The organism is Flavobacterium calami (genome assembly GCF_038290035.1).
In the GTDB taxonomy this organism is placed as follows: domain Bacteria; phylum Bacteroidota; class Bacteroidia; order Flavobacteriales; family Flavobacteriaceae; genus Flavobacterium; species Flavobacterium calami.
Window position 1 is genome coordinate 74,281 of the sequence record NZ_JBBYHS010000010.1, and the last position, 23,916, is coordinate 98,196.

The window sequence follows — 23,916 nt, forward strand, 5'->3', positions numbered from 1 at the left end:
AGATTATTTTGAAAAATGACAATCAGAAATGGTTGTCATTTTTTTTATGCCCGGATTACAAAATGTTCTTTTGGCTGCTCGTATCTGAAAAATACAAATCCCCACTGAAAAGTATCTATCGTAACTTTTACTTTGGGGTGGTTTTTAATAATTTCCCAGGCTCTTTCCATGTCTTCTGACCAATGAATATCATCGAAAATCCAAACCGAATCATTATCTATAGTTGGAAGTAAAAGGTCAAAATAGGCTAAAGTTGCTTTTTTAGAATGATTTCCGTCAAAATATATTAAATCGAAGTTTTCAGTCTCGCTTTTCAGCCTCAGTTGAATGGCTTGAAGATAGTTTTCAAATTCTGTTACAACTGAATCTACGTTATGGCAATCAAACGCTGTAAATTGATTTTGAGCAACATTTGCAGTATTCGGACAGCCTTCTAATGTAATAATTTTTGCGTTTTTATTTCCAAAAGCCAAAGCCGCAGTCGCCAGACCTAAAGAAGTTCCAATTTCTAAAACACTTTTTGGTTTGAAATAATTGGAAACTCTAAATAATAACTCTGCTCGTTTTGTCGAAATTCCAGCTGTCTCTGCAATTTTAGAAATTTGTCTTCGATTGGATTTAAAAACTCTCGAACCTGCTCCAAAATCGGTTACTTCAATGAAGTTTTTATTCTCTAAAAGCGATTTTCTGTACTTTTTTAGAATTGCATATTCCGGTTTTGCTTTTTTATCATAAAAACATTTTGTCAGCAAACTAAAAACAAACGGCGAGTGTACCGCATGTTCGTTTTTAGAATGCCAGAGAAATGTCAAAAAAGATTTTATTTGAAAAAGCATCTAAAAATATTAGTTTACTTTAATCAGTTTTACGTCGAAAATAAGTACAGAACCTCCAGGTATTGTCATGTAATCATAACTACCATAGCCTAAGCGGGCTGGTATTAATAGTACTCCAGATCCACCTTCTTTAAAATATGGAATACCTTCTGTCCATCCTTTGATTACTTGGTTTAAACCAAATGAAATTCCAGTGTCTTTACTTTGATCAAATACTTTTTCGTTTGTAAAATAACCTTTATAAGCAACGGTTACATTCGAAGTGGCTGTTGGCTGAGTACCTTCACCTGGTTCATTAATGATGTAATAAAGACCAGAATCGGTTCTTGTTGCGGTTAAATTATTTTTAGTTAAATAATCTTTAATCTCTTGTTCATTTTGTTCTGTGTAATCTTTTGGCGGTTCAGAATTATCTTTTTCTACACCTGTACAAGAAACAAATAATGCTAAAGTAAATAATACGGTTAATAATTTTTTCATGTGGTATCTAATTTTTTTAAGGGCGTAAATATATGGAAATTAGTTTTTAGTCGCAGTGGTAATCGTAGTCACAGTCGCAGTTTTCAGTTTTTTTAAATCGTATATTTTATTTTCTAATTACATCCAAATTTATTCGGATTGTTAATCATATAATTTATCAGTCTTCCAATTTCAATACTTTTAATGTTTAACTTGTCAAAAGTCTCTTTGCTAATATATTCGCATTTTAATGAAAACTCAAGCCATGTATTTGTTTCTGAATTTTCAGCATCGCTATCGGTCAATTTGCTAATAAAGTGATTTGGATATCTTCTTTTCCTGTATGATTCAGCAATATTAGCAGAAACACTTCTTGAAGATCGACGTATTTGATCGGTTAACGAAAACCTTTCTTCTTTGGGAAATGTTTTTGATAATTCAAAAATTTCCATTGCAAGTTCAAATGACTTTTTATAAGCTAATAGTTCTTTAAAATCCATATTTTAGTTTTTGTAAAATAAAGAATTTTCTCTCTTTTGTACAAAACTGAAAACTGCGACCGCGACTGAAAACTTAAAACCTATCCTTCAAGTTTAGCAGAAAGCTCGAACCAGCGTTCTTCTTTTGCGTCGATTTTTTGGATGATATTCTGAAGCTCATTGGCTTTTTTCTCAATATCGGCATCAGCCACTTTTCCGTCAGAAAATAATTGTTCGATTTTAGACTTTTCAATTTCTAAATCTTTGATTTCTCTTTCGATTTTTTGATATTCTTTTTGTTCGTTAAAACTCAGGTTTCCGGTTGGATTATTCTGTTTCCATTCTTTTTTCTCGGCTTTGTTTTCTTCTTTTTGAGCCACATCGGCGCTGTCTTCGTAAGCTCTGAAATCAGAATAGTTGCCAGGGAAGTTTTCGATTTCACCCTGTCCTCTGAAAACAAATAAATGATCGACAATTTTATCCATAAAATAACGGTCGTGCGAAACCACCAATAAACATCCCGGATAATCCAAAAGAAAACTTTCAAGAACGTTAAGCGTTACAATGTCCAAATCGTTTGTAGGCTCATCGAGAATCAAAAAGTTCGGATTCTGAATTAAAACCGTACACAAGTATAAACGCTTTAATTCTCCACCGCTTAATTTCTCAACGTAGTCATATTGTTTTTTAGCATCAAAAAGAAAACGTTCCAATAATTGCGAAGCCGAAATAATTTTTCCCTTTGTCAACGGAATATACTCGCCATACTCTTTTATGATATCAATAACACGCTGAGCAGGTTTTGGGTTAATCCCGGACTGCGTATAATACCCGATTTTTATAGTATCTCCTGTAACAACGCGTCCGCTGTCTGGCGGAATGGTTCCTGTCAGAAGATTTAAGAAAGTTGATTTTCCGGTTCCGTTTTTGCCGATAATTCCGATTCTTTCTCCACGCTGAAAATCAAAACTGAAATTGTCCAGAATAACACGGTCTTTAAATTTTTTAGAAAGTTTGTGAAGCTCAATGATTTTGCTTCCCATTCTTTCCATATTAATTTCAAGTTCGACCTTGTTTTCTTTGCGTCGGCTTTGTGCTTTTTCTTTAATAATATAAAAATCATCCTGACGTGATTTAGATTTGGTTGTTCTCGCTTTTGGCTGGCGGCGCATCCATTCTAATTCTTTTACAAACAGGTTTTTGGCTTTGTCAATACTGGCGTTTTCAGAAGTAATTCTTTCTTCTTTTTTCTGTAAATAATACGAATAATTTCCTTTGTACTGGTATAGTTTTCCGTTGTCTAATTCAATAATTTCATTACAAACACGCTCCAAAAAGAAACGGTCGTGCGTTACCATAAACAAAGTGATGTTTTCTTTGGCAAAATAACTCTCCAGCCATTCGATCATTTCCAGGTCTAAGTGGTTGGTTGGCTCATCCAGAATCAGTAAATCCGGTCGGTTGATTAGAATTATGGCTAACGAAAGACGTTTTTTCTGTCCCCCGGAAAGATTTTTTACTTTAAGTTTAAAATCTTCCAGCTTTAATTTGAATAAAATCTGTTTGTATTGCGTTTCAAAATCCCAGGCATTGTGCTGATCCATTGCGTCAAAAGCTTTTTGGTAGGCTTCTTCGTCAGAAGGATTTTCTAAAGCTTTTTCATAAGCCTCAATCACTTTAAGGGTTTCATTGTCTGAAGCGAAAATACTCTCCTCGATCGTAAGTTCATCCTGAAGATTATTGTCTTGCGAAAGAAACGCCATTCGGATTCCTTTTCTTAAAACAACTTGACCAGTATCTGGTTCTTCCAAACCATTAATAATGCTCATAATGGTGGTTTTTCCGGAACCATTTTTTGCAATAAAAGCGATTTTTTGATCTTTATTGATTCCAAAAGAAATGTGGTCAAAAAGGACTCTTTCGCCAAATGACTTTGATATATTTTCTACAGATAGGTAGTTCATGTTTTTAATTTGTTTAAAATCAAATAGTTGTAATGTTTTTAAACATACAGGGTCTCTAATTTGGTCTCCAATTTGCGGAGACAGTTTTTCTTTATTGAAGCGGCAAAGATACCGTTTTGAATGTAACAAAAAAAAATAGCGCTAGTCTATCTTTTCCATTTTAATCGGGAATAGCCTATAGAAAAAAAAGCGGGCAAAAAATTATATTTTATTCTTTTGTACCTGGTCGTGACGCTAAATGAACAAATTTCAGTATATTTTTATGGAGTATTTAAAGAAATTGGCTTACAATTCTGGTTTTGATTTCAGTAAACAGGTTTCTAACAAATGCACAGGGAATCCCGGCTTTCTTGATCAGCTTTCTATATTGTAAAAAGGCGTTGTGCCGGTAAAAAAGAATTTTTGTCGGTGTTGATAACACTGGTGTAGAGGATAGGTTCTATATTGTTTTTGACTTCCGAACGGTTTGTCTGCTGTTCTCAAATATTTTGCAATGTGTTTTGAAACCTGCAAAGAATTGAAAAGCAATTAGTTTGTTTAAGTGGTCAGTTCGCCCCGTTATGCAATCCAGCGCTGCGCATGAAGCACCGGCAATGAAATTTTGTTTGGAGTACATAACACGAAATTATTTATTTTGTACGTTATACAAAAAAATCAATAGTGTACAGTCATGTATAATTATAATGGATCAGAGATATCAAAAACAGAACTTCGCAAACTCGTTGATTTTCTGCCATATCCGATTATAATCTGGGAGAGGAGGCAGAATGAAGATCTGGAATTATTCTATAATGCAAAATTCATTGCACAGATCGGCTACAGCTTGAAGGAAGCCTCTTCAAGAAACCTGCTGCTGGAGCTTCTGTATCCCGATAAAATCTACCGTGATGAAATTTTAAGATGCTGGTTAGACCAGGCAGCGGCCATTGCAAGGGGAGAACAGAATTTTATAAAAATGAAGGTGCATCTGACCTGTTCGTCAGGAGAGCGGCGATGGTTCGAAATTAAAGCTTCGGTTTTAAATAATCTATACATTACGGCCTATGTTGATATTAACAGTGATGTGCTGCTGCAGGAAAATTTAAAAAAAGCGAATGCAAATAATGAGATGATGCTGTCTGTCTTGGGACATGATCTGCGCAGCCCTGTTGCCAACCTGATAGGAATTTCCTCCCTGGCGATGGATTTGGATTTTTCCCATGAGGAGCTTGTTCCCATGATGAGGCAGATAAGGGAGGAGTCTGTAAGGGTTTTAGAATTACTGGACAATACTGTTAACTGGGCAAAATTTAATTTTAACAGCCTGCAGGTCCATAGTGTTCCTATAGATTTTAATATTTTGGTAAAAGGGGTGCTGCAGTCAGTGAAACTCTCCTGTGATCGTAAAAACATCACTATTGTCACGGATCTGGACAGAATAAAAAATATAGAAAATGATTTTGAGATTTTAACCATTATTGTGAGAAATCTCATTTCCAATGCGGTAAAATTTACCCCGAAAAACGGTGTTATTTCCATAACCTCTGCCCAAAATGAAGTGATAATATCCGATAACGGAGTAGGTATGAGTGCTGAGAAGCTGGAGATGGTAAGAAACAGGAACAGTCTGTCAAGCCGGGGTACAGAAAATGAAAAAGGAAGCGGACTGGGGCTGCAGCTTGTTTTTAATCTGGCCGAAAAAATCAACTGCAGACTGGAGATTCAAAGTACCGAAGCTGAAGGCACAAGTGTCAGGATTATTTTTTTTAAAAAATAGTCCGGGAGCTTACAGTTACAGTATAAAAAACCTGCTGCTACATTACACCGGAATCTGAGGTATTTTTCATATACGTCTCTTATGTTTTGATTTTGCTGAATTTTACTTATTCAAAATATATTTTTGCCGTCATTCTGCTGCAAAACGTATTCAGGTAAAATCCTGATAGAACAATTCTTTTACGCCCTTATTTAGTAGGCTTTTAGAAACTACAGTAAGAAACAAGTGTAATAATCTGAGTGAGATTATTCCATAATTTGTTATTGATTAGATATCCTGCAAGGTTTTTCAGCCTTGTAGGTAAGCATACTAATGATAAGATACTGGCATGGTCTTAAAAAACTTTCAGAAACAGAAATAATTTATTTGTAAACAAGTTCTGTGCTGTATTAATCGAACTCAGGTTAATAGTAAATTCCGAATAAAAAATCTTGTAAACATTTTTTAGAGACTAAATTGGAACGTTTTTCACAACTTTTGTCCTGTTTTTCAAAACACTTTTAAAAAACGGCCTGTCTAAATTTGTTTAGAGTTTAGATATTAATAGTGTATAAAAAGCAAACACAAGGTTATGGAGTCAAAAGCACGTTTTAAAAGTATTGTGATAGAAATAATCTGTTGTCTGTACATCCTGTTATTCGTTTATGCAGCAGTCAGCAAACTATTAGATTTTGAAAACTTTCAGGTACAGCTCGGGCAGTCTCCTTTGCTAAGTGCCTTTGCAGTATGGGTGGCATGGTTAGTTCCTCTTATCGAACTGGTAATTGCACTAGCGTTGATGATTGCAAAGTTTCGAAGCATTGGTCTTTTTGGGACATTAGCACTAATGACCATGTTCAGCGTTTATATTTTTATTATACTCAATTATAGCTCATTTATTCCGTGTTCCTGCGGTGGAATATTAGAAAAAATGACTTGGGAGATACATCTTGTTTTTAATATAGTATTTGTCCTTTTATCTGTTATAGCCATCATTTTGAACAGGCAGAAAGCCAAAACATCCAATCGTAGTTATGCTGTAGCAAAACAGATTGCCGGCACGATCGTGATGAGCATTTCAGTTGTGGTGGTATTGTTTCTTTCATCAGAAAATATCATGCACCATAACAATCCGTTTCTCCGGCGCTATCCCACTCATGCAGCCGAATTTTCCGGTAGTGTAGATTTAAAATTCAATTCCTATTATTTTGCAGGTTTCAATGCCGGAAGGCTATATCTGGGAAATTATACCAGCCCTTCTCATGTATTAGCAATGAATACAGATTTAAAAGACCGAGAGCCGATAGAAGTATCCTTTAATCCAAAAGGCATTTCGTTCAGGGCTATAACCCTTGCGGTACGCAATTCAAAGTTTTTTTTACAGGACGGAAGCGTTCCCGCACTTTTTAGCGGTAACCTCAAAAACTGGACAATAACAAAAGAACTTAAGGGATTGCCTTATTTTACCCGTGCCATTCCTATCGATAGTACCCATGTGGTATTCAGATCAAATAATGCGGTGAACTCTGCCAATGTACTGGGAATTTACAATGCAGACACCACTCCAAAAATTAGCTATAAAAGAAATTTGCTGCAAAAACAGATCGACGGAATTTTCGATACAGACGGTACATTGTTGTACAGCGAAGAATTACAGAAAATCATATACCTCTACTACTATCGCAATGAGTTTATTGTAGCCAATAAAAACGGAAGCCTGGATTACAGAGGAAATACGATCGACACGATTAAACACGCAAAGATAAAAGTGAAGTCTTTAAAAAAGGGAACAGAACGTGCCATGTCTTCCCCTTCGTTTGTGGTCAATGCGCATGCTGCTGTTTATAACAACCTTCTTTTTGTGCATTCAAAAGTAAAAGGACAGTCCGAAAATGAGGTGTTATGGGAACGTTCCTTTATAATCGATGTGTACGATTTGAATAGTAAAAGCTATCTGTTAAGTTTCCCAATTTATCATCATCCGGGTGAAAAACTAAATTCCTTTATCGTTACCCAAACAAGATTGTATGCTTTGATAGGAAAAAGCCTTGCTGTGTATAAGTTCAGGGATGTAATTCAAAAGGAATTTCAAACAAAGCAAAGACAAAAAAGCATTAAAAATATACTGATCAGTATCAGGAAGCAGATCGAACACCTGTAGAAAAAAGTAGATCGGATTATAATTTTAAAAATCAATACCATGAAAAAGTTATTTTTAAAAAACATGCTGCCATTTGGAGTAGTAGTTTTAGCGATTTCGGGAGCTTTTGTAACCACTTCTATGCAGAGCACTGCAAAAAGCGCTCTTGCACAGGAATGGGGATATGCAGCCACTGCACAGGGTCAGTGTGATGATGTTCCGATAAATTGTGATGATACGTCAAAAGACGAGTTTTGTCACGTATCGGGTACCTCAGGTCCATTGGCATACCGCAATGAATCTAACAATTGTATTGTGCCGCTATACAAACCGGATTGATTCTTTTGTAAAAGGCAATGCAGTTCCGTTCGGAACTGCATTGTTTTAAACCTACTGAATAACCCGTTGGGCGAAATTAAAACTAAGTGTCAGGCTGAGCGGAGTCGAAGCCCTTTCGTGTTCAAAAGCCTTCGATGAAGTGTATCCTGAACGTATCGAATAGATTCAGGATGGCACCCATACCTTAATTGTTAAATGATATTGAAAATAAGTGTCAGGCTGAGCGGAGTCGAAGCCCTTTCGTGTTCAAAAGCCTTCGACGAAGTGTATCCTGAGCGTATCGAATAGATTCAGGATGACACCCATACCTTAATTGTTAAATGATATTGAAAATAAGTGTCAGGCTGAGCGGCGTCGAAGCCCTTTCGTGTTCAAAAGCCTTCGATGAAGTGTATCCTGAACGTATCGAATAGATTCAGGATGACACCCATACCTTAATTGTTAAATGATATTGAAAATAAGTGTCAGGCTGAGCGGCGTCGAAGCCCTTTCGTGTTCAAAAGCCTTCGACGAAGTGTATCCTGAGCGTTATTGAATAACATTTTCAATCCATCCTACACCTTGTTTTCCTTTCAGGAAATAATCAAACCACTCCAGTGTTTTTTGTGTAACATCTTTTTGGTTTTCCGTTTTCATTAAAAGATGTCCCTCATTAGGATACAGCACCATTATTCCTTTTTTGCTATGCCTGCGAAGAGCGGAATAAAACTCCATACTCTGGCGGGAGTCTACCTGCCAGTCATTTTTTCCTGTCCACAGCAGTACGGGCGTCTTTATGTTCTGAACATGCGCAATGGGCGAATTAAAAAGATAACCGGACTGGTTCTCAGAAGGCGGTCCCTGCATATTCCATTCTTCTCGTTCAAACCTCCATACATCAGGCTTTCCGATGTCCTGGTTCACAGTGTGATAGTAACTGTTTAAATCGCTAATAACCCCGCTGGCAATTGCAGCAGAAAACAACGGTGTCTGGGTGATAATAAAGGCTGATTCGTACCCTCCAAAAGAATGTCCCATAATTCCGGATAGTGCATGAAAAAACATTAGAAAATAACAGTTAAAAATTGATACCAAAAGGCACAAGGGTATGTATATATCCAAAAGACGTGCAATGCATACTGGGTAAAGAGTATCCGCAGGCGAGATTATATTTGCAGAAAATCAAAAGGCATTTCAACAAAGAAGCACATCAATTAATCTCGATCGAAGAATTTTGCGAATATTCTGGACTTAAGATAGAACATGTAGTGCGTTGCATATTGTAATGATGAAACAGCAAAAGGGCTGGTAAATTTTTGGAAATAATTTGAGCGGGTTCAATTATTGGTATGGTAAGTTGTCAGCCTGCCGAGTGTAGTAGTAAGATTAACCCAATAAATGATTTGAAATACCCGGGCGATAGAAAAAAAAGTTTTCCCAATTCCGGTGAACAAAAATTCAGGAAAAATAGTAGTGAATGTGGCAGTTATCGGACTAAGAAACGGGTGTCATCCTGAGCGGAGTCGAAGGCTTAAGGACTCAAAAGAGCTTCGGCTAAGTTTAACATCATTTAGAACCTAAGGAACAGGTGTCATCCTGAGCGGAGTCGAAGGCTTAAGGACTCAAAAGAGCTTCGGCTAAGTTTAACATCATTTAGAACCTAAGAAACGGGTGTCATCCTGAGCGGAGTCGAAGGCTTAAGGACTCAAAAGAGCTTCGCCTAAGTAAAACATTATTTACAACCTAAGGAACAGGTGTCATCCTGAGCGGAGTCGAAGGCTTTTAAATACAAAACAGTTTCGCCTAAGTAAAACATCATTTACAACCTACGGAACAGGTGTCATCCTGAGCGGAGTCGAAGGCTTTTAAATACAAAACAGCTTCGCCTAAGTAAAACATCATTTACAACCTAAGAAACGGGTGTCATCCTGAGCGGAGTCGAAGGCTTTTAAATACAAAACAGCTTCGTCTAAGTTTAACATCATTTAGAACCTAAGAAACGGGTGTCGTCCTGAGCGGAGTCGAAGGCTTAAGGACTCAAAAGAGCTTCGTTTAAGTTTAACATCATTTAGAAGCTAAGGTACAGGTGTCATCCTGAGCGGAGTCGAAGGCTTAAGGATTCGAAAGGCTTCGTCTAAGTTTAACATCATTTACAACCTAAGAAACAGGTGTCATCCTGAGCGGAGTCGAAGGCTTAAGGATTCGAAAGGGCTTCGTTTAAGTTTAACATCATTTACAACCTAAGAAACAGGTGTCATCCTGAGCGGAGTCGAAGGCTTTTAAATACAAAACAGCTTCGCCTAAGTAAAACATCATTTACAACCTAAGGAACAGGTGTCATCCTGAGCGAACCCGAAGGCTTAAGGATTCGAAAGGGCTTCGTTTAAGTTTAACATCATTTACAACCTAAGAAACAGGTGTCATCCTGAGCGAAGTCGAAGGCTTAAGGACTCAAAACAGCTTCGCCTAAGTAAAACAATCATTTACAACCTAAGGTACAGGTGTCATCCTGAGCGAACCCGAAGACTTAAGGATTCGAAAGGGCTTCGTCTAAGTTTAACATCATTTAGAACCTAAGGAACAGGTGTCATCCTGAGCGGAGTCGAAGGCTTTTAAATACAAAACAGCTTCGCCTAAGTAAAACATCATTTAGAACCTAAGGAACAGGTGTCATCCTGAGCGGAGTCGAAGGCTTAAGGATTCAAAAGGGCTTCGGCTAAGTTTATACTGTGTGAAGCCGAATGGACACAGCCTGACACTTATTTTAATTTCACCCAACAGGTTAATTATTATCAGTGAATGCTCCTGCAAGGTCTTTTTTGGGAGACATTGTAGGTGTCTTATTCATCAGTATATGCACCTGCTAGGTTGAAAAACCTTGCAGGATATCTGATTAATAATAAATTATGGAATAATCAAACCAAGGTTCTTATTTGTTTAATTTATAATAAAACACACTAAAGTCGTCTGGTGGTTTTAAATTGCGGCAGATGAACGCTCACAGGGTGCCCGCATCAGCGAAGTTATGGCTGAATATACGGTCCGAGTACAGCACTCAAATCCAAATAATGAATCTGTTGTTGAACATTAATGACAGGTTTTTGAACCAAAGATTCATTGGTAATAAAATAATGAAGCCCGTCTTTGGTTGCAATTCCTTCTGTTTGATGAAAAGGAAGTTTTAAATCGATACGTCTTTTATTTCCGGATAAAAAATCATGATCTTTAAAATCGTAGAGCAGATATAAAAACGCTCTTCCGACTTTAGTGTAACCGCATAAAGCAATTAATTTTTTATTCTCCAGATAAGTTGCGCCGGTAACCAAACCTTTGGTGTCTAGTACAGATTTTAATGTGGCAATTTGTGATCCTGATTGATTTGGAAGTGTATAAATAGCAGTTTTAGAGGATTTCCACTGCTTGGTAAACAAATAAATACTGTCTTTGGAAACAATAAAAGCTTCGCAGTCAAAATCGGTTTTGTTGGGTTTTGAAGATGAAAAATCTGCCTGATCGGAATACGAAAACAAAATGGTTTCAATTTTTGGGTTATGCTCTAAAAAAGATTTTTTTTCAATTTTAAGAATTTTCAGGTCAGTTCTGTTTCCGGAGTAGTTATTGCCAAAATCTCCAATATAAATATGTGTGCTGTCCTGTGAGATTTCTTCCCAATCATGATTGATAACGTCCGGAAGAATAACTTTCTTTTTAATTTTTCCCAAAGAATCCAGTCCGTAAAGGGTTTGGTCATGATCGTCGTTATGTGTCCATAAGCGCTGATCGAAATAAATAAGTCCCGAGGTTTCTTTTAAGGAATCGCTAAGCCTTAAGGAATGTTTCGGTTTTGTTTTAAGGTGCTCATACTCACAGCTTCCGTCGTTGATAACAGCGTTAGGGTTGTATTGTTTAGAAATCGGGTCTGTACATCCGGAAACCTGACTGTAACCGGCATGAATAAACAAAAGAAAAAATAATAAACATTCCTTCATAATCATAAGGCAATAAACAGAAAAAATAACAGTTATATTTAGATGTTGGACTGAAGATTTTTAGCGAATGTACAGAGAAAATGCCTAAAACAAGGCATATTTTTTTGTGTGATTGTACGAAATGAAAGAATTTTAGTGTTTATAAAAAAGATTATTCTTATTTAAATTGAGTTAAATTAAATTATGTTTATTTTTTTATTACAATTTTAATAATAGATGTAATTTGTTGATATGGGTATATGATTGGTAATGAGATTAATGTATTTTTGTGTGTCTATTATTCGTTGTACAGAGGTACTTTTAAGCGTATAATCTAAAAAAATGTCAATACATTTGTACCTGTTTTTATTTTCTAATGCCCCTGTCAAATGGGAGTTAGAAAAGCGTAGCTGTGTTGAGACATGGTTATTTTAACAAATTTGCGAAGAAAAATAGTGTTATTGATTTCAAAAAAGTGCAAACATAATTTAACATTATTAACAATTCTTCGTATAAGTAGAAAAAATGTAATTTCTTAATTTTTTTATTAATATAAATTTAACAAAACCCCAAAAATACCTCTTATGAAAAAAATGTTTCTTGCTTTATTTTTAATTGCAACAGTTTCACAAGCTCAATACAGGTTAAGATATGATAAGCTTTTTATGGAAGCCGGATTTGGTATGGCTGTTCCTTTGTCTTTGGTTTCACCTTCTGGAGAAAATGGTCCGCTGTCCTTGGTACATGTCCAGGGAGGCTTGCGTTATATGTTCAATGAAAATGTGGGAGTGATGGGATCTGCTGGTTTTGATCAGTATAATCAGGGAATTAAAAAAAGCGATCAGATTGTAGCGAGCTTAGAGCTTTGTTATAACCTGGGAAATCTTATTGAAATATCAAGAAATTCGGGAGGACAATTTGGATTACTGGTACATAGTGGTGTCGGAGCTGGTGTAATGTCAAGCCAATATTTCAATCGCGATAAGATTGGAGCTTTGATGATTGGTGCAAGACCTTATATTTTTATAAATGAAAAAGTTTCCTTTTTTGCAGATCTGACCTACAAATCGACATTATCGCAAAAACTGTATTATAATGGGGATTTGGTTGGAAAAGACCTGACAGGTAGTAATCTGGGTATCACTTTTGGCTTTATGGTAGCGTTGGGACAAAACCGTTTCCACGCAGATTCGGCTTATTAAGCAAAGAATTATTTAATTTATTTTTCGCATAAAAAACAATGAAGATAGGAATTACCTTTAGTGCCTTCGATTTACTGCATGCAGGGCATATTACCATGCTGGAAGAAGCCAAACGTCAGTGTGATTATTTAATTTGCGCGCTGCAGACTGATCCTACATTAGACCGTCCTGAAAAAAACAGACCTACACAAACAGTGGTAGAAAGATATATTCAGTTAAAAGGCTGCAAATTTGTAGACGAAATCGTGCCCTATGCGACAGAACAGGATTTAGAAGATATTTTGAAATCTTTTAAAATTGATGTTAGGATTTTAGGCGATGAATACCGTGAAAAAAACTTCACCGGGCGTCAGTATTGCGAATCTAAAGGAATTGAACTCTATTTTAATGCAAGGGATCATCGTTTTTCAAGCAGCGGATTAAGAAAAGTAGTAGCCGAAAAAGAAGCATTAAAAGTAATCTAAATAATATGAAAAGTACAGCAAAAATTTACATCGCAGGACACAAAGGCATGGTGGGAAGCGCAATTTGGAGAACACTGTCAGATAAAGGATTTACAAATTTAATAGGCAAGTCTAGCAAAGAGCTGGATCTTCGTAACCAGCAGGCAGTAATTGATTTTATGGCCAGTGAAAAACCAGATGTTATTATTGATGCAGCGGCACGTGTAGGAGGTATTTTGGCGAATAATGATTATCCCTATCAGTTTATTATGGAGAACATGCAAATCCAGAATAATCTGATTGATGCGGCTTTACAAAATGACGTAGAAAAATTTATTTTTCTGGGAAGTTCCTGTATTTATCCAAAATTAGCTCCGCAGCCGTTAAAAGAAGATTATTTATTGACAGATACTTTAGAGCCAACAAACGAGTGGTATGCTATTGCTAAAATTACGGGTGTAAAAGCTTGTCAGGCCATCAGAAATCAGTTTGGAAAGGATTATGTGAGTTTGATGCCCACAAACTTGTATGGCACACACGATAATTTTGATTTGAATACCTCTCATGTTTTACCCGCAATGATCCGAAAATTTCATGAAGCCAGAGAAAACAATCATGCACCAGTAACGCTATGGGGTAGCGGTACACCAATGCGTGAGTTCTTATTTGTAGACGACATGGCTCAGGCAGTAGTGTTTGCTTTAGAAAACAAATTACCTGATTATTTGTATAATGTAGGAACAGGCGAAGATTTGACAATCAGACATCTTGCAGAAACGATTCAGCAGATAACAGGCCATAAAGGAGAAATTATCTGGGATGCCTCAAAGCCTGACGGAACTCCAAGAAAATTGATGGACGTTTCCAAAATGCATGATTTAGGCTGGAAACATAAAATAGAACTTACAGAAGGAATCCAAAAAACCTACGAATGGTTTTTAAATAATATCGAAGCATTCAAACAAGTAAAAATGTAGTTTTTTTATCTAATTAGTAAGAAGTGAAAAGTAAGAAGTGAAAAGTAAGAAGTAAGAAGTGAAAAGTGAGAAGATAAAAGTGAATTCAAAGCTTAGAAAAATCGAGCAAAGCGAGAGACAACTCACAATTCACAACTCAAAACTCACAACTCAAAACTCAAAACTCACAACTCACAACTCACAACTCACAACTCACAACTCACAATTCACAATTCACAATTCACAACTCATATACTCAAACCCATGAGCACACAAAAAGTAGCCCTTATAACAGGAATCACAGGTCAGGACGGATCTTATTTAGCGGAATTATTATTAGAAAAAGGATATCAGGTACACGGCGTAAAAAGACGTGCCTCTTCTTTTAACACACAGAGAATCGATCATATTTACCAGGATCAGCATGAGGTACATGTGAACTTTAAATTGCATTATGGTGATTTGACAGATTCGACTAATATTATCAGAATCATTCAGGAAGTACAGCCGGATGAAATTTATAATTTAGGAGCAATGTCTCATGTAAAAGTATCTTTTGACTCTCCTGAATATGTAGCAAATGTAGACGGAATAGGGACTCTAAGAATATTAGAAGCAGTAAGAATTTTAGGGTTGACTGATAAAACCAGAGTGTATCAGGCTTCTACTTCCGAGCTTTACGGGGGTATGGTAGAAAACAAAAACGAAAAAGGGTTTTATGACGAAAACTCTCCGTTTTATCCACGCTCTCCTTATGGGGCTGCCAAGATCTACGGTTTCTGGATCACAAAAAACTACCGTGAAGCGTATAATATGTTTGCTTGTAACGGTATTTTGTTCAATCACGAATCTCCAAGACGTGGAGAGACTTTTGTGACCCGTAAAATCACGATGGCAACGGCTGCAATTGCAAAAGGAAAACAGGATTGTTTGTATTTAGGAAATCTTAATTCTCAAAGAGATTGGGGGCATGCCAAAGATTATGTAGAAGCAATGTGGAGAATTTTACAGCAAGATACACCTGAGGATTACGTCATAGCAACAGGAGTTACGACTTACATTAGGGATTTCGTGATTATGGCTTTTGCCGAAATAGGAGTAACACTGACTTTTGAAGGAGAAAATGAAAGTGAAGTGGCTAAAGTAGCATCTTGTAATAACCCATTATACCAGTTAGAAATTGGCAAAGTAGTGGTTCGTGTAGACCCGGAATATTACCGTCCTACAGAAGTAGATCTTTTAATTGGAGATCCTACAAAATCGAAAACCAAACTAGGTTGGAAACCTCAATATGATTTAGCTGCTTTGGTGAGAGAGATGGTGGAGAGTGATTTGAAATTGTATTAGAAATATTTTTGAAATAGAAATTTTAACTAACGAATTAAATTTTTGAAGTTTACTATTTCAATTGTTTGAAATATTTTTTTGACACAAACAAATTATCAAATTGAAAAATATAATTAAAAAGATTTATAGTAAAACTGGTATTAAGAGTAACCGTACAAAGAATATTACCAAACATGTCGTTATTTCATTTTTCTATAAAGGAGGGAGTATAATTTCTTCCTTAATGATTGTTCCACTTACCATTAAATTTTTAGACACTGAAAATTATGGAATATGGTTGACACTAAATTCTTTCATCGCCTGGTTTTCATTTTTTGACATAGGTTTGGGAAATGGTTTAAGAAATAAATTTGCTGAAGCCAAGGCAAAGGGAGACTTAACCTTGGCAAAAGCTTATGTAAGTTCAGCTTATTTTACAATTGGTTGCGCTTGCTTGCTTTTAATGATTGTCTTTTTGGGTTTGAATTTTTTTATTGATTGGACTAAAATTTTTAATACTAGCCCTCAATTGCAAAAAGAATTAGCTTTGCTTATGCCGATTGTATTTATTTTTTTTTGTTTGCAGTTGCTGTTAAAATTAATAACGACTATTTATACGGCGGATCAGCATCATTCAATGCAAGGTAAAATTAATTTTTATACTTCTATAGGTTCTTTAATGGTTGTATACATATTGATAAATATAGCGCAAAGTTCTTTATTGTTATTTGGAATCATATTCTCAGCTATACCTGTAATAATACTTATATGGTTGAATTTATTTGCTTTTTCAGGTATTTATAAGCCTTATAAACCAAGTTTAATTTTATGGAAAAAAAAATATTTAAAAGATATTTTTGGATTAGGGATGAGTTTTTTTATAATTCAAATTGCAGGGATAGTTTTATTTTCGACTGACAATATTATTATTACTCAGATTTTTGGTCCAGAAAAGGTAGTTCCCTTTAATATTGCTTTTAAGTATTTAAGTATTTCAAACATGGTGATTTCAATTATATTGACACCCTACTGGTCTTCAATTACAGAAGCTTATGTAAATAATGATTATGACTGGATTAAAAAGTCTATGCAAAATTTAAGTAAAATTTCATTAGCAGCAATTTTCATTATTGCTGTTATGGTTGTCTTTTCTCCATTAGTTTATAAACTATGGATTGGGACTAGTGTAAATATACCATTTTCATTAACTTTTTATATGGGGGTGTTTTTTGCTTTAACGATTTTTTATGCTCCATATACATATTTTATTAATGGGACGGGTAAAGTTAAACTGCAAATGTATTCAATTTTAATTACAGCTTTTATAAATATTCCATTGTCAGTTTTTTTTGCTAAAAATTTAGGAATGGGTGTCAAAGGAGTTATAATTGCTACAATAATATGTTTAATTCCTCATGTTATACTATGTCCTTTGCAATACATGAAAATTATAAATAAAAATGCTCATGGGATTTGGAATAAGTAACATTATAAAGAATCTTAGTTTACATAGGATTTTTCTTTTAATTAAAAAAATGAAATATATGCGTTCTTTTAAGAATGTAAACGCAATTATTTCTATTGGGTGCGATATTAGGAACTCTAAATTCGGGAGGCATGTTTTTCTTGGAGAAAATGTTTGTCTAATTGATTCAGAAATAGGTGATTTTTCATATATAAATAGTGAGTCTCAAGTGAAAAATACTTCGATTGGAAAATTTTGTTCGATAGGTCCAAACGTTAAAATAATTTTAGGAAAACATCCTTCAACATTTGTTTCGAGTCATCCAATTTTTTATGCAGATAATAAACCTTTTCATACGTTTTCAGATAAACTATATTTTGAAGAGTTTGGTCATGTTACAATTGGACATGATGTTTGGATCGCAGAAGGTGTTATTATTCCAAATACAGTTAAAATTGGTAATGGAGCAATAATTACTTCTAGAGCTGTTGTCACAAAGGATGTAGAACCTTATTCAGTTGTCGGTGGAATACCTGCAAAGCATATTAAATTTAGATTTGATCAAAATATTATTGATATTATAAATCAATCGGAATGGTGGAATTGGGATAGTGAAACTTTAAAAAAGAATTTTAAATTGTTTCATAATCCTACTAATTTTATTAATCATGTAAAAAAAAATCATGTTTAAAAAAATAATTAGATTTTTTGTGCTTTATCCTGTTAATGTATTGAGGTATATATATTTTTTCTTTATTAATTTTATTATTATTGAAGTTAACAGAGTTAGTTTTGAATCTTTTCCTAGAATCAAAGGAAAGCTAATAATTGTTAATCGTGGTAAATGTTTTTTTGGAAAAAAGTTGAAATTTAATAGTACGATTTACTCAAATTTTGTCGGATTGTATAAACCATGTACAATTGAAGTTTCGCCTGGAGCAGTTTTGAGTATAGGAGATTTTTCTGGCTTTTCAGGGGTATCTATTTTCTGTTCTAAAGAGATTGTAATTGGTAAATATTTATTCTGTGGTGGAAATGTTTCAATTTGGGACACAGATTTTCATCCAATTGATTATGAACAAAGAAGAATTGGTAGTGAAGGTGTGCAAAAAAAATCAATTTTTATTGGTAATGACGTTTTTATTGGTGCAAATAGTATTATATTAAAAGGTGTTTCAATTGGTGACCGTGCAATTATAGGAGCCGGTAGTGTAGTTACAAAAGACATTGGGAATGATGAAATGTGGGCCGGAAATCCTGCAAAAAAAATTAAATAATATAAATGAATCATCTCCAAAATAAATCACATTTTCTGAATGTTAGTTTATTTCTAAGTATTTTCTTTTACTCTTTATTTGGATTATTATTTTCAATCTATAGTGTTAATTTTTTTCGGATTCCACAAACCGTCGCTTTAATTGGTTTTATTATTGTATCCATTTATTTTGTAAAACAATATCTACAATCTTCTAAGAAGATACTATTTACCGTTTTTATTGTCTGTCAGCTTTTCATTGTTGTTAGAATAAATAATATTAATTTGGAATCTCTTAGAGTAATATTATTTGACCCTCTCCATTTTTGTTCATATTTAATACCTTTTGTGATTTTTTTGCCTGTAAGACTTAGTAGTCTTAAAGAAATTCTTAGAAATTTATTTCTTTTTTCTTTAATATTTATTTTATTACATCTTTACTTAATTTATCAGTATCCTATAAATAATTTTACAGATATAATTGTAATTTCAAGCTTGGCACCTGTAGGTATTATTTTGTTATTAGCCCGTTATACAAATAAAAAAATCGTTTTTTTATCTTTTTTGATCGTATTGACTATTTTGATAATTGGTCTTGTCTATGGCAGAAGAAGTGTAGTTGTAAATGCTTCCTTATTTTTTTTGTTTTTCTTTAATATTAATGTTTTAGGAAATGATAAAATTAGATTTGAATTTAAAGCACTCTCTGTGTTATTTGGAATTTTAGCGATCGTATATTTAATCAATTATTTTATAGGAAATGTAAATGCAAATAATTTTGAAATTTTTAATCGCCTCGATGAAGATTCTCGATCGGATGTATTTGAAGCTTTTATAAAAGATTTTGATTTTTCTGATTATTTGGTTGGAAGAGGGATTGATGGTGCATACTATAATCCTATAAAATACTGGAATTTTTCAAATGATGATTACAGAGAAGTTAATTATAGAACCAATATAGAAAGTGGCTTTTTATATATGATTATGAAGGGAGGATTAATATATCTTGTTACATTTTTATTAATTCTTTTGCGAGCTATGTATATGGGTTTTTTTAAATCTAAAAATTCTTTATTAAAAGGTCTGGCAGCGTATTTATTAATATACTTTTTTGATATGTTTGTGTATGGTCAACCTACTTTTTCAATTAAATATTGCTTAGTGTGGATATCTATTTCCGTTTGTTTATCTAAGAAAATGTTGAGTATGAATGAAAAGAAATTACTAGAGTTTATTAAACCAACTAAGCATATATTGACTCATAAAAAAAATAATTTTTGATGAAAATATTAGTAATTTATAAAGGAGGCTTTCCTAATGGTTTAGCAATGACCAAAAGGCTTCAATTATATGTAAAAGGTTTGAAGGAATTAAAAAATGATGTCAGGATTGTAATTCCACAAGCTACAGAGAAAAATGGAAGTAAGAGGAACGAATCGATTACCGGTAATTTTGAAGGTGTCCCATTTAAATATTTATCTAAATCTACTGAAAGATCACAATCTTTCCTTTTAAGAAGATTTTTTGATTTTTTTGATTATTTAAAGTTAATGCAATATATTCTTAATAAAAGAAACAATTTCGATGTAGTTTTTTTAATAGATGTAAGAGATAATTGGAGGATACCGATTTACTTTCTTTCAAAATTAAGAGGAGCTAAAGTTATTTATGAATTAAACGAGCATCCTTTGGTCTTTTCTTCAAAATTTAAATATTGGTTTGAAAGAAAAATTATTTTTAAATTATTTGATGGGTATATAGTTATTTCAGAAAATTTAAAAAACTTAGTAGAAACATTTAAAAAGAGCAGTTGTGTTTTATTAAAAGTGCCCATAATTACTAATACGTTGGTATCTCAAAAAGCCGATTATGATGTAAATAATCAAAAAAACTACATTATTCATACAGGAGGGTTAAGCGATAAAAAAGAAGGTGTTATTGGCTTAATAAAAGCCATTCATTATGTCAAGCATAATCATAATGAACAAATTGATCTTTTTTTTACCGGATATTTGCAATCATCTGCTGATAGAGTAATAATTGAGGAAACAATTAAAAAATTAGAATTGCAGGAAAATATCAAGTTTTTAGGGTATTTAAGTGATGCTGAAGTTTTAGAATATCAACAGAATGCTTTATTAGGCTTGATAAATAAGCCTGATAATCTACAAAATAATTTTTGCTTCCCTACAAAATTAGGAGAATATATGTCTATTGGTAAGCTTGTTTTGGCTACAAATGTTGGAGAATATATGAACTATTTAAAGGATGGTTTTAATTCTATAATTCTTGAAGAAAGCACTCCAGAATGTTTAGGAGAAAATATTATTAAAGTGCTTAAGAATAAAGAATATTATGTAAATATTGGGATGAATGGGAAGATCACTGCTGATTTAAATTTTAATTACAAAGTCCAATGCAAGAATATAGACTCTTTTATTAATACATTATTTTGAAATGTTAAACTTAGTGATTGTTACTAGACAATTTCCTTATGGAAAAAGTGAAACTTTTTTAGAATCTGAAATTCTAATTTTAAGTAAATATTTTAAGAGTATTACGATTTATCCTTCAACAAGTTCAATTGACGTAAGGGAGCTGCCTTCAAATGTATTTGTAAATAATCTGATTTGTAAAGATTATGAGAATAAATTTAAATGGTGCTTGAAGGCGATTATGACATTACATTTTTATAAAATAATTTTCACTAATTTTTCAAAGATTTTGAGTTTGAAGAAGGCAAAAGAACTTTTTAAATATTTGGTTTCCTATACTATTTATAGTAATAAGCTTCCAACTTTGATTTCTGAAAACAATAATAACTTAATTTATTCTTATTGGTATAACGCTTTTGTAGATTCATTTTGTGAGCATAATAAAGCTGGTAGAAAAATTGTTACTCGTGTTCACAGAGGAGACTTATATGAGGAAATTTCTCAATTATGTTTTTTTCCTGGTAGAGAATGTAGTATTACTAAGGTAGATAGGGTATTTTCAATTTCGGACGATGGATATTCGTACTTAAAAAATAAATATAATACGAATAATATAAGTGTGTCAAAATTAGGTGCTATAGATAATAATTTTATTGCTAAAAGTTCTTCATCCAATAAGTTTTCAATAGTTTCTGTATCGAATGTTATTGCTGTTAAAAATGTTGGTTTAATTGCGAGTGTAATAAAAAAATTTTCTAAAAAGAATCCAGGTGTTGAGATTGTTTGGAATCATTTCGGAGATGGGGATATGTTGCCAGAAATTAAAAAGGATATATATAATGAAAATTTAGAAAATTTGAAATCTATTTTTCATGGAAGAGTAAGTAATAAGAAAATTTTTGAATTTTATTCAAATAATGCTGTAGATGTATTAATAAATTTAAGTTCCTCAGAAGGAATACCAGTTTCAATGATGGAAGCAATATCATTTGGTATTCCTATTTTAGCAACAGATGTAGGAGGAGTATCTGAAATTGTTAATGAAAAAACAGGATTTTTAATAGATTTAGAAACAAATCAAAATGTTATTTGTAATTATTTAAAGAAAATGTACGATAATCCTAAAGACAGAATGGAAGTCAGAAATTATTGGTTGGCGAATTATTCTGCTAGTACTAATTATAAAAAGTTTGCAGAAGAACTTGTTTTACTTTCACAGATATGAAAATCCTTCGTGTCATTTCATCAATGCATCCAAGTAATGGAGGGCCTTGCCAGGGTATACGCAATGCTACGCCTTATTTTGATAAATCTGGAATTACAACAGAAGTAGTTTGTATGGATGATCCGGATACCAGTTATCCTGTAACAGATAATTTTACCATTTTTAAAGTAGGCAATGGTAAAACCTCTTACCAATATCAGCCAAAATTGTTAAAATGGTTAAAACAACATATTGAAAAATATGATTTTGTAATTGTTCACGGACTTTGGCAGTATCATAATTTAGCAGTGTATAAAGCAATCAGGTCTTTAAGGAAACAACAGTATGTTCCCAAGGTTGTAATTATGCCACACGGAATGCTGGATCCTTATTTTCAAAAAGCAGCAGACAGAAAATGGAAAGCTTTGCGAAATCAATGGGTCTGGGAATTCATAGAAAAAAAATGTATTAATCAGACAGATGCTGTTTTTTTTACTTGTGAGGAGGAAATGCGATTAGCAGCTACTACTTTTAAAAAATACAATCCTAAAAAAGTATGTAATGTAGGGTATGGCATTCAGAGGCCACCGGAAAACAATATTACGCTTAAAGAAGAGTTTTATAAAAACTGTCCAACAGCTGAAGGGAAAAAATACTTTCTTTTTTTGAGTCGTATCCACGAAAAAAAAGGGGTTGACTTACTGATTAAGGCATACAATCAATTATGTGTAGAAGGTTCAGATTTCCCGGATTTGGTTATAGCTGGTCCAACGGAGTCTGATTATGCAAAAGAAATGATACAACTGGCTGTAAATAATCCAAAAATACATTTCCCGGGGATGTTATCAGGCAAAAGCAAATGGGGGGCATTTTATAACTGCGAAGCCTATTTTTTACCAAGCCATCAGGAAAATTTTGGTATAGCTATTGTGGAGGCAATGGCCTGCAAAAAACCAGTTTTAATAACCAAAAATGTAAATATTTGGACAGAAATCCATGAAGGAGGCGGTGGATGGGTAGTCAGTCTCGAAGAAAATAACGCGCTGAAAAATGTGCTCTCAGAAATAATAGAACAATCCGATGAAAATTTAGAAATGAAAGGATTAAAAGCTTTTGAAACGTATCTGAACAAATTTGACATCGATGCTTGTGCGAATAAATATATTCAAACCTTAAAGAATATTTAATGGAAATTCCTAAATATGTTGATACAATACCGAAGTCAGATAAAGCTTATCGATTGCTTTGGCGTTTAACATCATTATTTTTATTCAGACCTTTTTCTTTGCCTTTTTTCAATGGCTGGAGAATTTTTTTATTGAAACTTTTTGGAGCCAAAATTGGTAAATATTGCAACATCTATGCATCTGCTTATATTCCGTCACCAAAGAATTTAACAATGGGCATCCATTCTACATTAGGACCTCAGGTACAATTACATTTAGGCCAGACTATTATAGGAAACAAAGTGACAGTGTCTCAGAGAACTTATTTATGCAGTGCAACGCATGAAACCACTTCATTAAATGTTCCTTTGGCCATTGGAGAAATAAAAATTGAAGATTTTGCTTGGATTGCTGCTGAAGCTTTTATAATGACCAATACATTGATTGGTGAAGGAGCGATAATTGGAGCAAGGGCTGTGGTAATTAAGGATGTTGATCCTTGGACGATAGTAGCAGGAAATCCTGCTAAAGTCATTAAAAACAGAATAATAACGGATTAATTTTG

21 protein-coding genes are annotated in these 23,916 nt (G+C 33.7%); 15 read left to right on the forward strand and 6 right to left on the reverse strand.

Annotated elements, in window-relative coordinates; all coding sequences use genetic code 11:
• Positions 1-44: 44 nt before the first annotated feature.
• The 4 genes from AAEO57_RS10640 to AAEO57_RS10655 form a co-directional block, all read right to left on the reverse strand.
• Positions 45-836, reverse strand: coding sequence for an O-methyltransferase (locus AAEO57_RS10640; protein ID WP_341692367.1), 792 nt, complete (start codon positions 834-836; stop codon positions 45-47).
• A 9-nt stretch (positions 837-845) separates the two neighbouring features.
• Positions 846-1,316 (reverse strand): FKBP-type peptidyl-prolyl cis-trans isomerase, encoded by a 471-nt coding sequence (locus AAEO57_RS10645; protein ID WP_341692369.1) that lies wholly within the window; start codon positions 1,314-1,316, stop codon positions 846-848.
• A gap of 113 nt (positions 1,317-1,429) precedes the next feature.
• The gene (locus AAEO57_RS10650; protein ID WP_341692371.1) at positions 1,430-1,795 is read right to left on the reverse strand and encodes a four helix bundle protein; all 366 of its coding nucleotides are present in this window, start codon (positions 1,793-1,795) and stop codon (positions 1,430-1,432) included.
• A gap of 80 nt (positions 1,796-1,875) precedes the next feature.
• The gene (locus AAEO57_RS10655; protein WP_341692373.1) at positions 1,876-3,738 is read right to left on the reverse strand and encodes an ABC-F family ATP-binding cassette domain-containing protein; all 1,863 of its coding nucleotides are present in this window, start codon (positions 3,736-3,738) and stop codon (positions 1,876-1,878) included.
• 670 nt (positions 3,739-4,408) lie between these two features.
• Here AAEO57_RS10655 and AAEO57_RS10660 point away from each other — a divergent pair.
• The 3 genes from AAEO57_RS10660 (at position 4,409) to AAEO57_RS10670 (ending at position 7,952) form a co-directional block, all read left to right on the forward strand.
• Positions 4,409-5,494, forward strand: a complete 1,086-nt coding sequence (locus AAEO57_RS10660; RefSeq protein ID WP_341692375.1) for a PAS domain-containing sensor histidine kinase — start codon at positions 4,409-4,411, stop codon at positions 5,492-5,494.
• Positions 5,495-6,065: 571 nt separating this feature from the next.
• Positions 6,066-7,634, forward strand: coding sequence for a MauE/DoxX family redox-associated membrane protein (locus AAEO57_RS10665; RefSeq protein ID WP_341692377.1), 1,569 nt, complete (start codon positions 6,066-6,068; stop codon positions 7,632-7,634).
• 39 nt (positions 7,635-7,673) lie between these two features.
• Entirely contained in the window at positions 7,674-7,952 is a 279-nt protein-coding gene (locus AAEO57_RS10670) for a DUF6520 family protein (RefSeq protein ID WP_341692379.1), read from the forward strand.
• 528 nt (positions 7,953-8,480) lie between these two features.
• Here AAEO57_RS10670 and AAEO57_RS10675 read toward each other — a convergent pair.
• A complete protein-coding gene (locus AAEO57_RS10675) occupies positions 8,481-8,996 on the reverse strand; it encodes an alpha/beta hydrolase family protein (protein ID WP_341692381.1) in 516 nt (171 codons plus the stop codon).
• Between the two features lie 1,958 nt (positions 8,997-10,954).
• The gene (locus AAEO57_RS10680; protein ID WP_341692383.1) at positions 10,955-11,920 is read right to left on the reverse strand and encodes a T9SS C-terminal target domain-containing protein; all 966 of its coding nucleotides are present in this window, start codon (positions 11,918-11,920) and stop codon (positions 10,955-10,957) included.
• Between the two features lie 563 nt (positions 11,921-12,483).
• On the opposite strand from AAEO57_RS10680, the gene AAEO57_RS10685 reads away from it, so the two are divergent.
• From AAEO57_RS10685 to AAEO57_RS10740, 12 genes are all read left to right on the forward strand, one after another.
• Entirely contained in the window at positions 12,484-13,101 is a 618-nt protein-coding gene (locus AAEO57_RS10685; protein WP_341692385.1) for a hypothetical protein, read from the forward strand.
• Positions 13,102-13,139: 38 nt separating this feature from the next.
• Positions 13,140-13,565, forward strand: coding sequence for an adenylyltransferase/cytidyltransferase family protein (locus AAEO57_RS10690; protein WP_341692387.1), 426 nt, complete (start codon positions 13,140-13,142; stop codon positions 13,563-13,565).
• A gap of 5 nt (positions 13,566-13,570) precedes the next feature.
• Positions 13,571-14,521, forward strand: coding sequence for a GDP-L-fucose synthase family protein (locus AAEO57_RS10695; protein ID WP_341692389.1), 951 nt, complete (start codon positions 13,571-13,573; stop codon positions 14,519-14,521).
• Positions 14,522-14,764: 243 nt separating this feature from the next.
• On the forward strand, positions 14,765-15,847 hold the full coding sequence (gene gmd, locus AAEO57_RS10700; protein WP_341692392.1) for a GDP-mannose 4,6-dehydratase: 1,083 nt from the start codon (positions 14,765-14,767) through the stop codon (positions 15,845-15,847).
• Between the two features lie 100 nt (positions 15,848-15,947).
• Positions 15,948-17,312 carry a lipopolysaccharide biosynthesis protein gene (locus AAEO57_RS10705; RefSeq protein ID WP_341692394.1) on the forward strand — a complete coding sequence of 455 codons (1,365 nt, stop codon included), beginning with the start codon at positions 15,948-15,950 and terminating at the stop codon, positions 17,310-17,312.
• Positions 17,313-17,361: 49 nt separating this feature from the next.
• Positions 17,362-17,982, forward strand: a complete 621-nt coding sequence (locus tag AAEO57_RS10710; protein ID WP_341692396.1) for a xenobiotic acyltransferase family protein — start codon at positions 17,362-17,364, stop codon at positions 17,980-17,982.
• Positions 17,975-18,568: an acyltransferase gene (locus AAEO57_RS10715; RefSeq protein WP_341692398.1), complete on the forward strand. Its 594-nt coding sequence runs from the start codon at positions 17,975-17,977 to the stop codon at positions 18,566-18,568. The genes AAEO57_RS10710 and AAEO57_RS10715 overlap by 8 nt, the downstream gene beginning before the upstream one ends.
• Positions 18,569-18,573: 5 nt before the next feature.
• Positions 18,574-19,827, forward strand: a complete 1,254-nt coding sequence (gene wzy / locus AAEO57_RS10720; RefSeq protein WP_341692401.1) for an O-antigen polysaccharide polymerase Wzy — start codon at positions 18,574-18,576, stop codon at positions 19,825-19,827.
• Entirely contained in the window at positions 19,827-21,002 is a 1,176-nt protein-coding gene (locus AAEO57_RS10725) for a glycosyltransferase (protein ID WP_341692403.1), read from the forward strand. The genes wzy and AAEO57_RS10725 overlap by 1 nt, the downstream gene beginning before the upstream one ends.
• A gap of 1 nt (position 21,003) precedes the next feature.
• Positions 21,004-22,206 carry a glycosyltransferase gene (locus tag AAEO57_RS10730; protein ID WP_341692405.1) on the forward strand — a complete coding sequence of 401 codons (1,203 nt, stop codon included), beginning with the start codon at positions 21,004-21,006 and terminating at the stop codon, positions 22,204-22,206.
• Positions 22,203-23,372 carry a glycosyltransferase gene (locus AAEO57_RS10735; protein ID WP_341692407.1) on the forward strand — a complete coding sequence of 390 codons (1,170 nt, stop codon included), beginning with the start codon at positions 22,203-22,205 and terminating at the stop codon, positions 23,370-23,372. The genes AAEO57_RS10730 and AAEO57_RS10735 overlap by 4 nt, the downstream gene beginning before the upstream one ends.
• A complete protein-coding gene (locus AAEO57_RS10740) occupies positions 23,372-23,911 on the forward strand; it encodes an LbetaH domain-containing protein (RefSeq protein WP_341692409.1) in 540 nt (179 codons plus the stop codon). The genes AAEO57_RS10735 and AAEO57_RS10740 overlap by 1 nt, the downstream gene beginning before the upstream one ends.
• Positions 23,912-23,916 lie beyond the last annotated feature (5 nt).

Coding starts and splice junctions, on each gene's coding strand:
- AAEO57_RS10640 (WP_341692367.1), bottom strand. CDS start 836: ATGCTTTTTCAAATAAAATCTTTTTTGACATTTCTCTGGCATTCTAAA.
- AAEO57_RS10645 (WP_341692369.1), bottom strand. CDS start 1,316: ATGAAAAAATTATTAACCGTATTATTTACTTTAGCATTATTTGTTTCT.
- AAEO57_RS10650 (WP_341692371.1), bottom strand. CDS start 1,795: ATGGATTTTAAAGAACTATTAGCTTATAAAAAGTCATTTGAACTTGCA.
- AAEO57_RS10655 (WP_341692373.1), bottom strand. CDS start 3,738: ATGAACTACCTATCTGTAGAAAATATATCAAAGTCATTTGGCGAAAGA.
- AAEO57_RS10660 (WP_341692375.1), top strand. CDS start 4,409: ATGTATAATTATAATGGATCAGAGATATCAAAAACAGAACTTCGCAAA.
- AAEO57_RS10665 (WP_341692377.1), top strand. CDS start 6,066: ATGGAGTCAAAAGCACGTTTTAAAAGTATTGTGATAGAAATAATCTGT.
- AAEO57_RS10670 (WP_341692379.1), top strand. CDS start 7,674: ATGAAAAAGTTATTTTTAAAAAACATGCTGCCATTTGGAGTAGTAGTT.
- AAEO57_RS10675 (WP_341692381.1), bottom strand. CDS start 8,996: ATGTTTTTTCATGCACTATCCGGAATTATGGGACATTCTTTTGGAGGG.
- AAEO57_RS10680 (WP_341692383.1), bottom strand. CDS start 11,920: ATGAAGGAATGTTTATTATTTTTTCTTTTGTTTATTCATGCCGGTTAC.
- AAEO57_RS10685 (WP_341692385.1), top strand. CDS start 12,484: ATGAAAAAAATGTTTCTTGCTTTATTTTTAATTGCAACAGTTTCACAA.
- AAEO57_RS10690 (WP_341692387.1), top strand. CDS start 13,140: ATGAAGATAGGAATTACCTTTAGTGCCTTCGATTTACTGCATGCAGGG.
- AAEO57_RS10695 (WP_341692389.1), top strand. CDS start 13,571: ATGAAAAGTACAGCAAAAATTTACATCGCAGGACACAAAGGCATGGTG.
- gmd (WP_341692392.1), top strand. CDS start 14,765: ATGAGCACACAAAAAGTAGCCCTTATAACAGGAATCACAGGTCAGGAC.
- AAEO57_RS10710 (WP_341692396.1), top strand. CDS start 17,362: ATGAAATATATGCGTTCTTTTAAGAATGTAAACGCAATTATTTCTATT.
- AAEO57_RS10715 (WP_341692398.1), top strand. CDS start 17,975: ATGTTTAAAAAAATAATTAGATTTTTTGTGCTTTATCCTGTTAATGTA.
- wzy (WP_341692401.1), top strand. CDS start 18,574: ATGAATCATCTCCAAAATAAATCACATTTTCTGAATGTTAGTTTATTT.
- AAEO57_RS10725 (WP_341692403.1), top strand. CDS start 19,827: ATGAAAATATTAGTAATTTATAAAGGAGGCTTTCCTAATGGTTTAGCA.
- AAEO57_RS10730 (WP_341692405.1), top strand. CDS start 21,004: ATGTTAAACTTAGTGATTGTTACTAGACAATTTCCTTATGGAAAAAGT.
- AAEO57_RS10735 (WP_341692407.1), top strand. CDS start 22,203: ATGAAAATCCTTCGTGTCATTTCATCAATGCATCCAAGTAATGGAGGG.
- AAEO57_RS10740 (WP_341692409.1), top strand. CDS start 23,372: ATGGAAATTCCTAAATATGTTGATACAATACCGAAGTCAGATAAAGCT.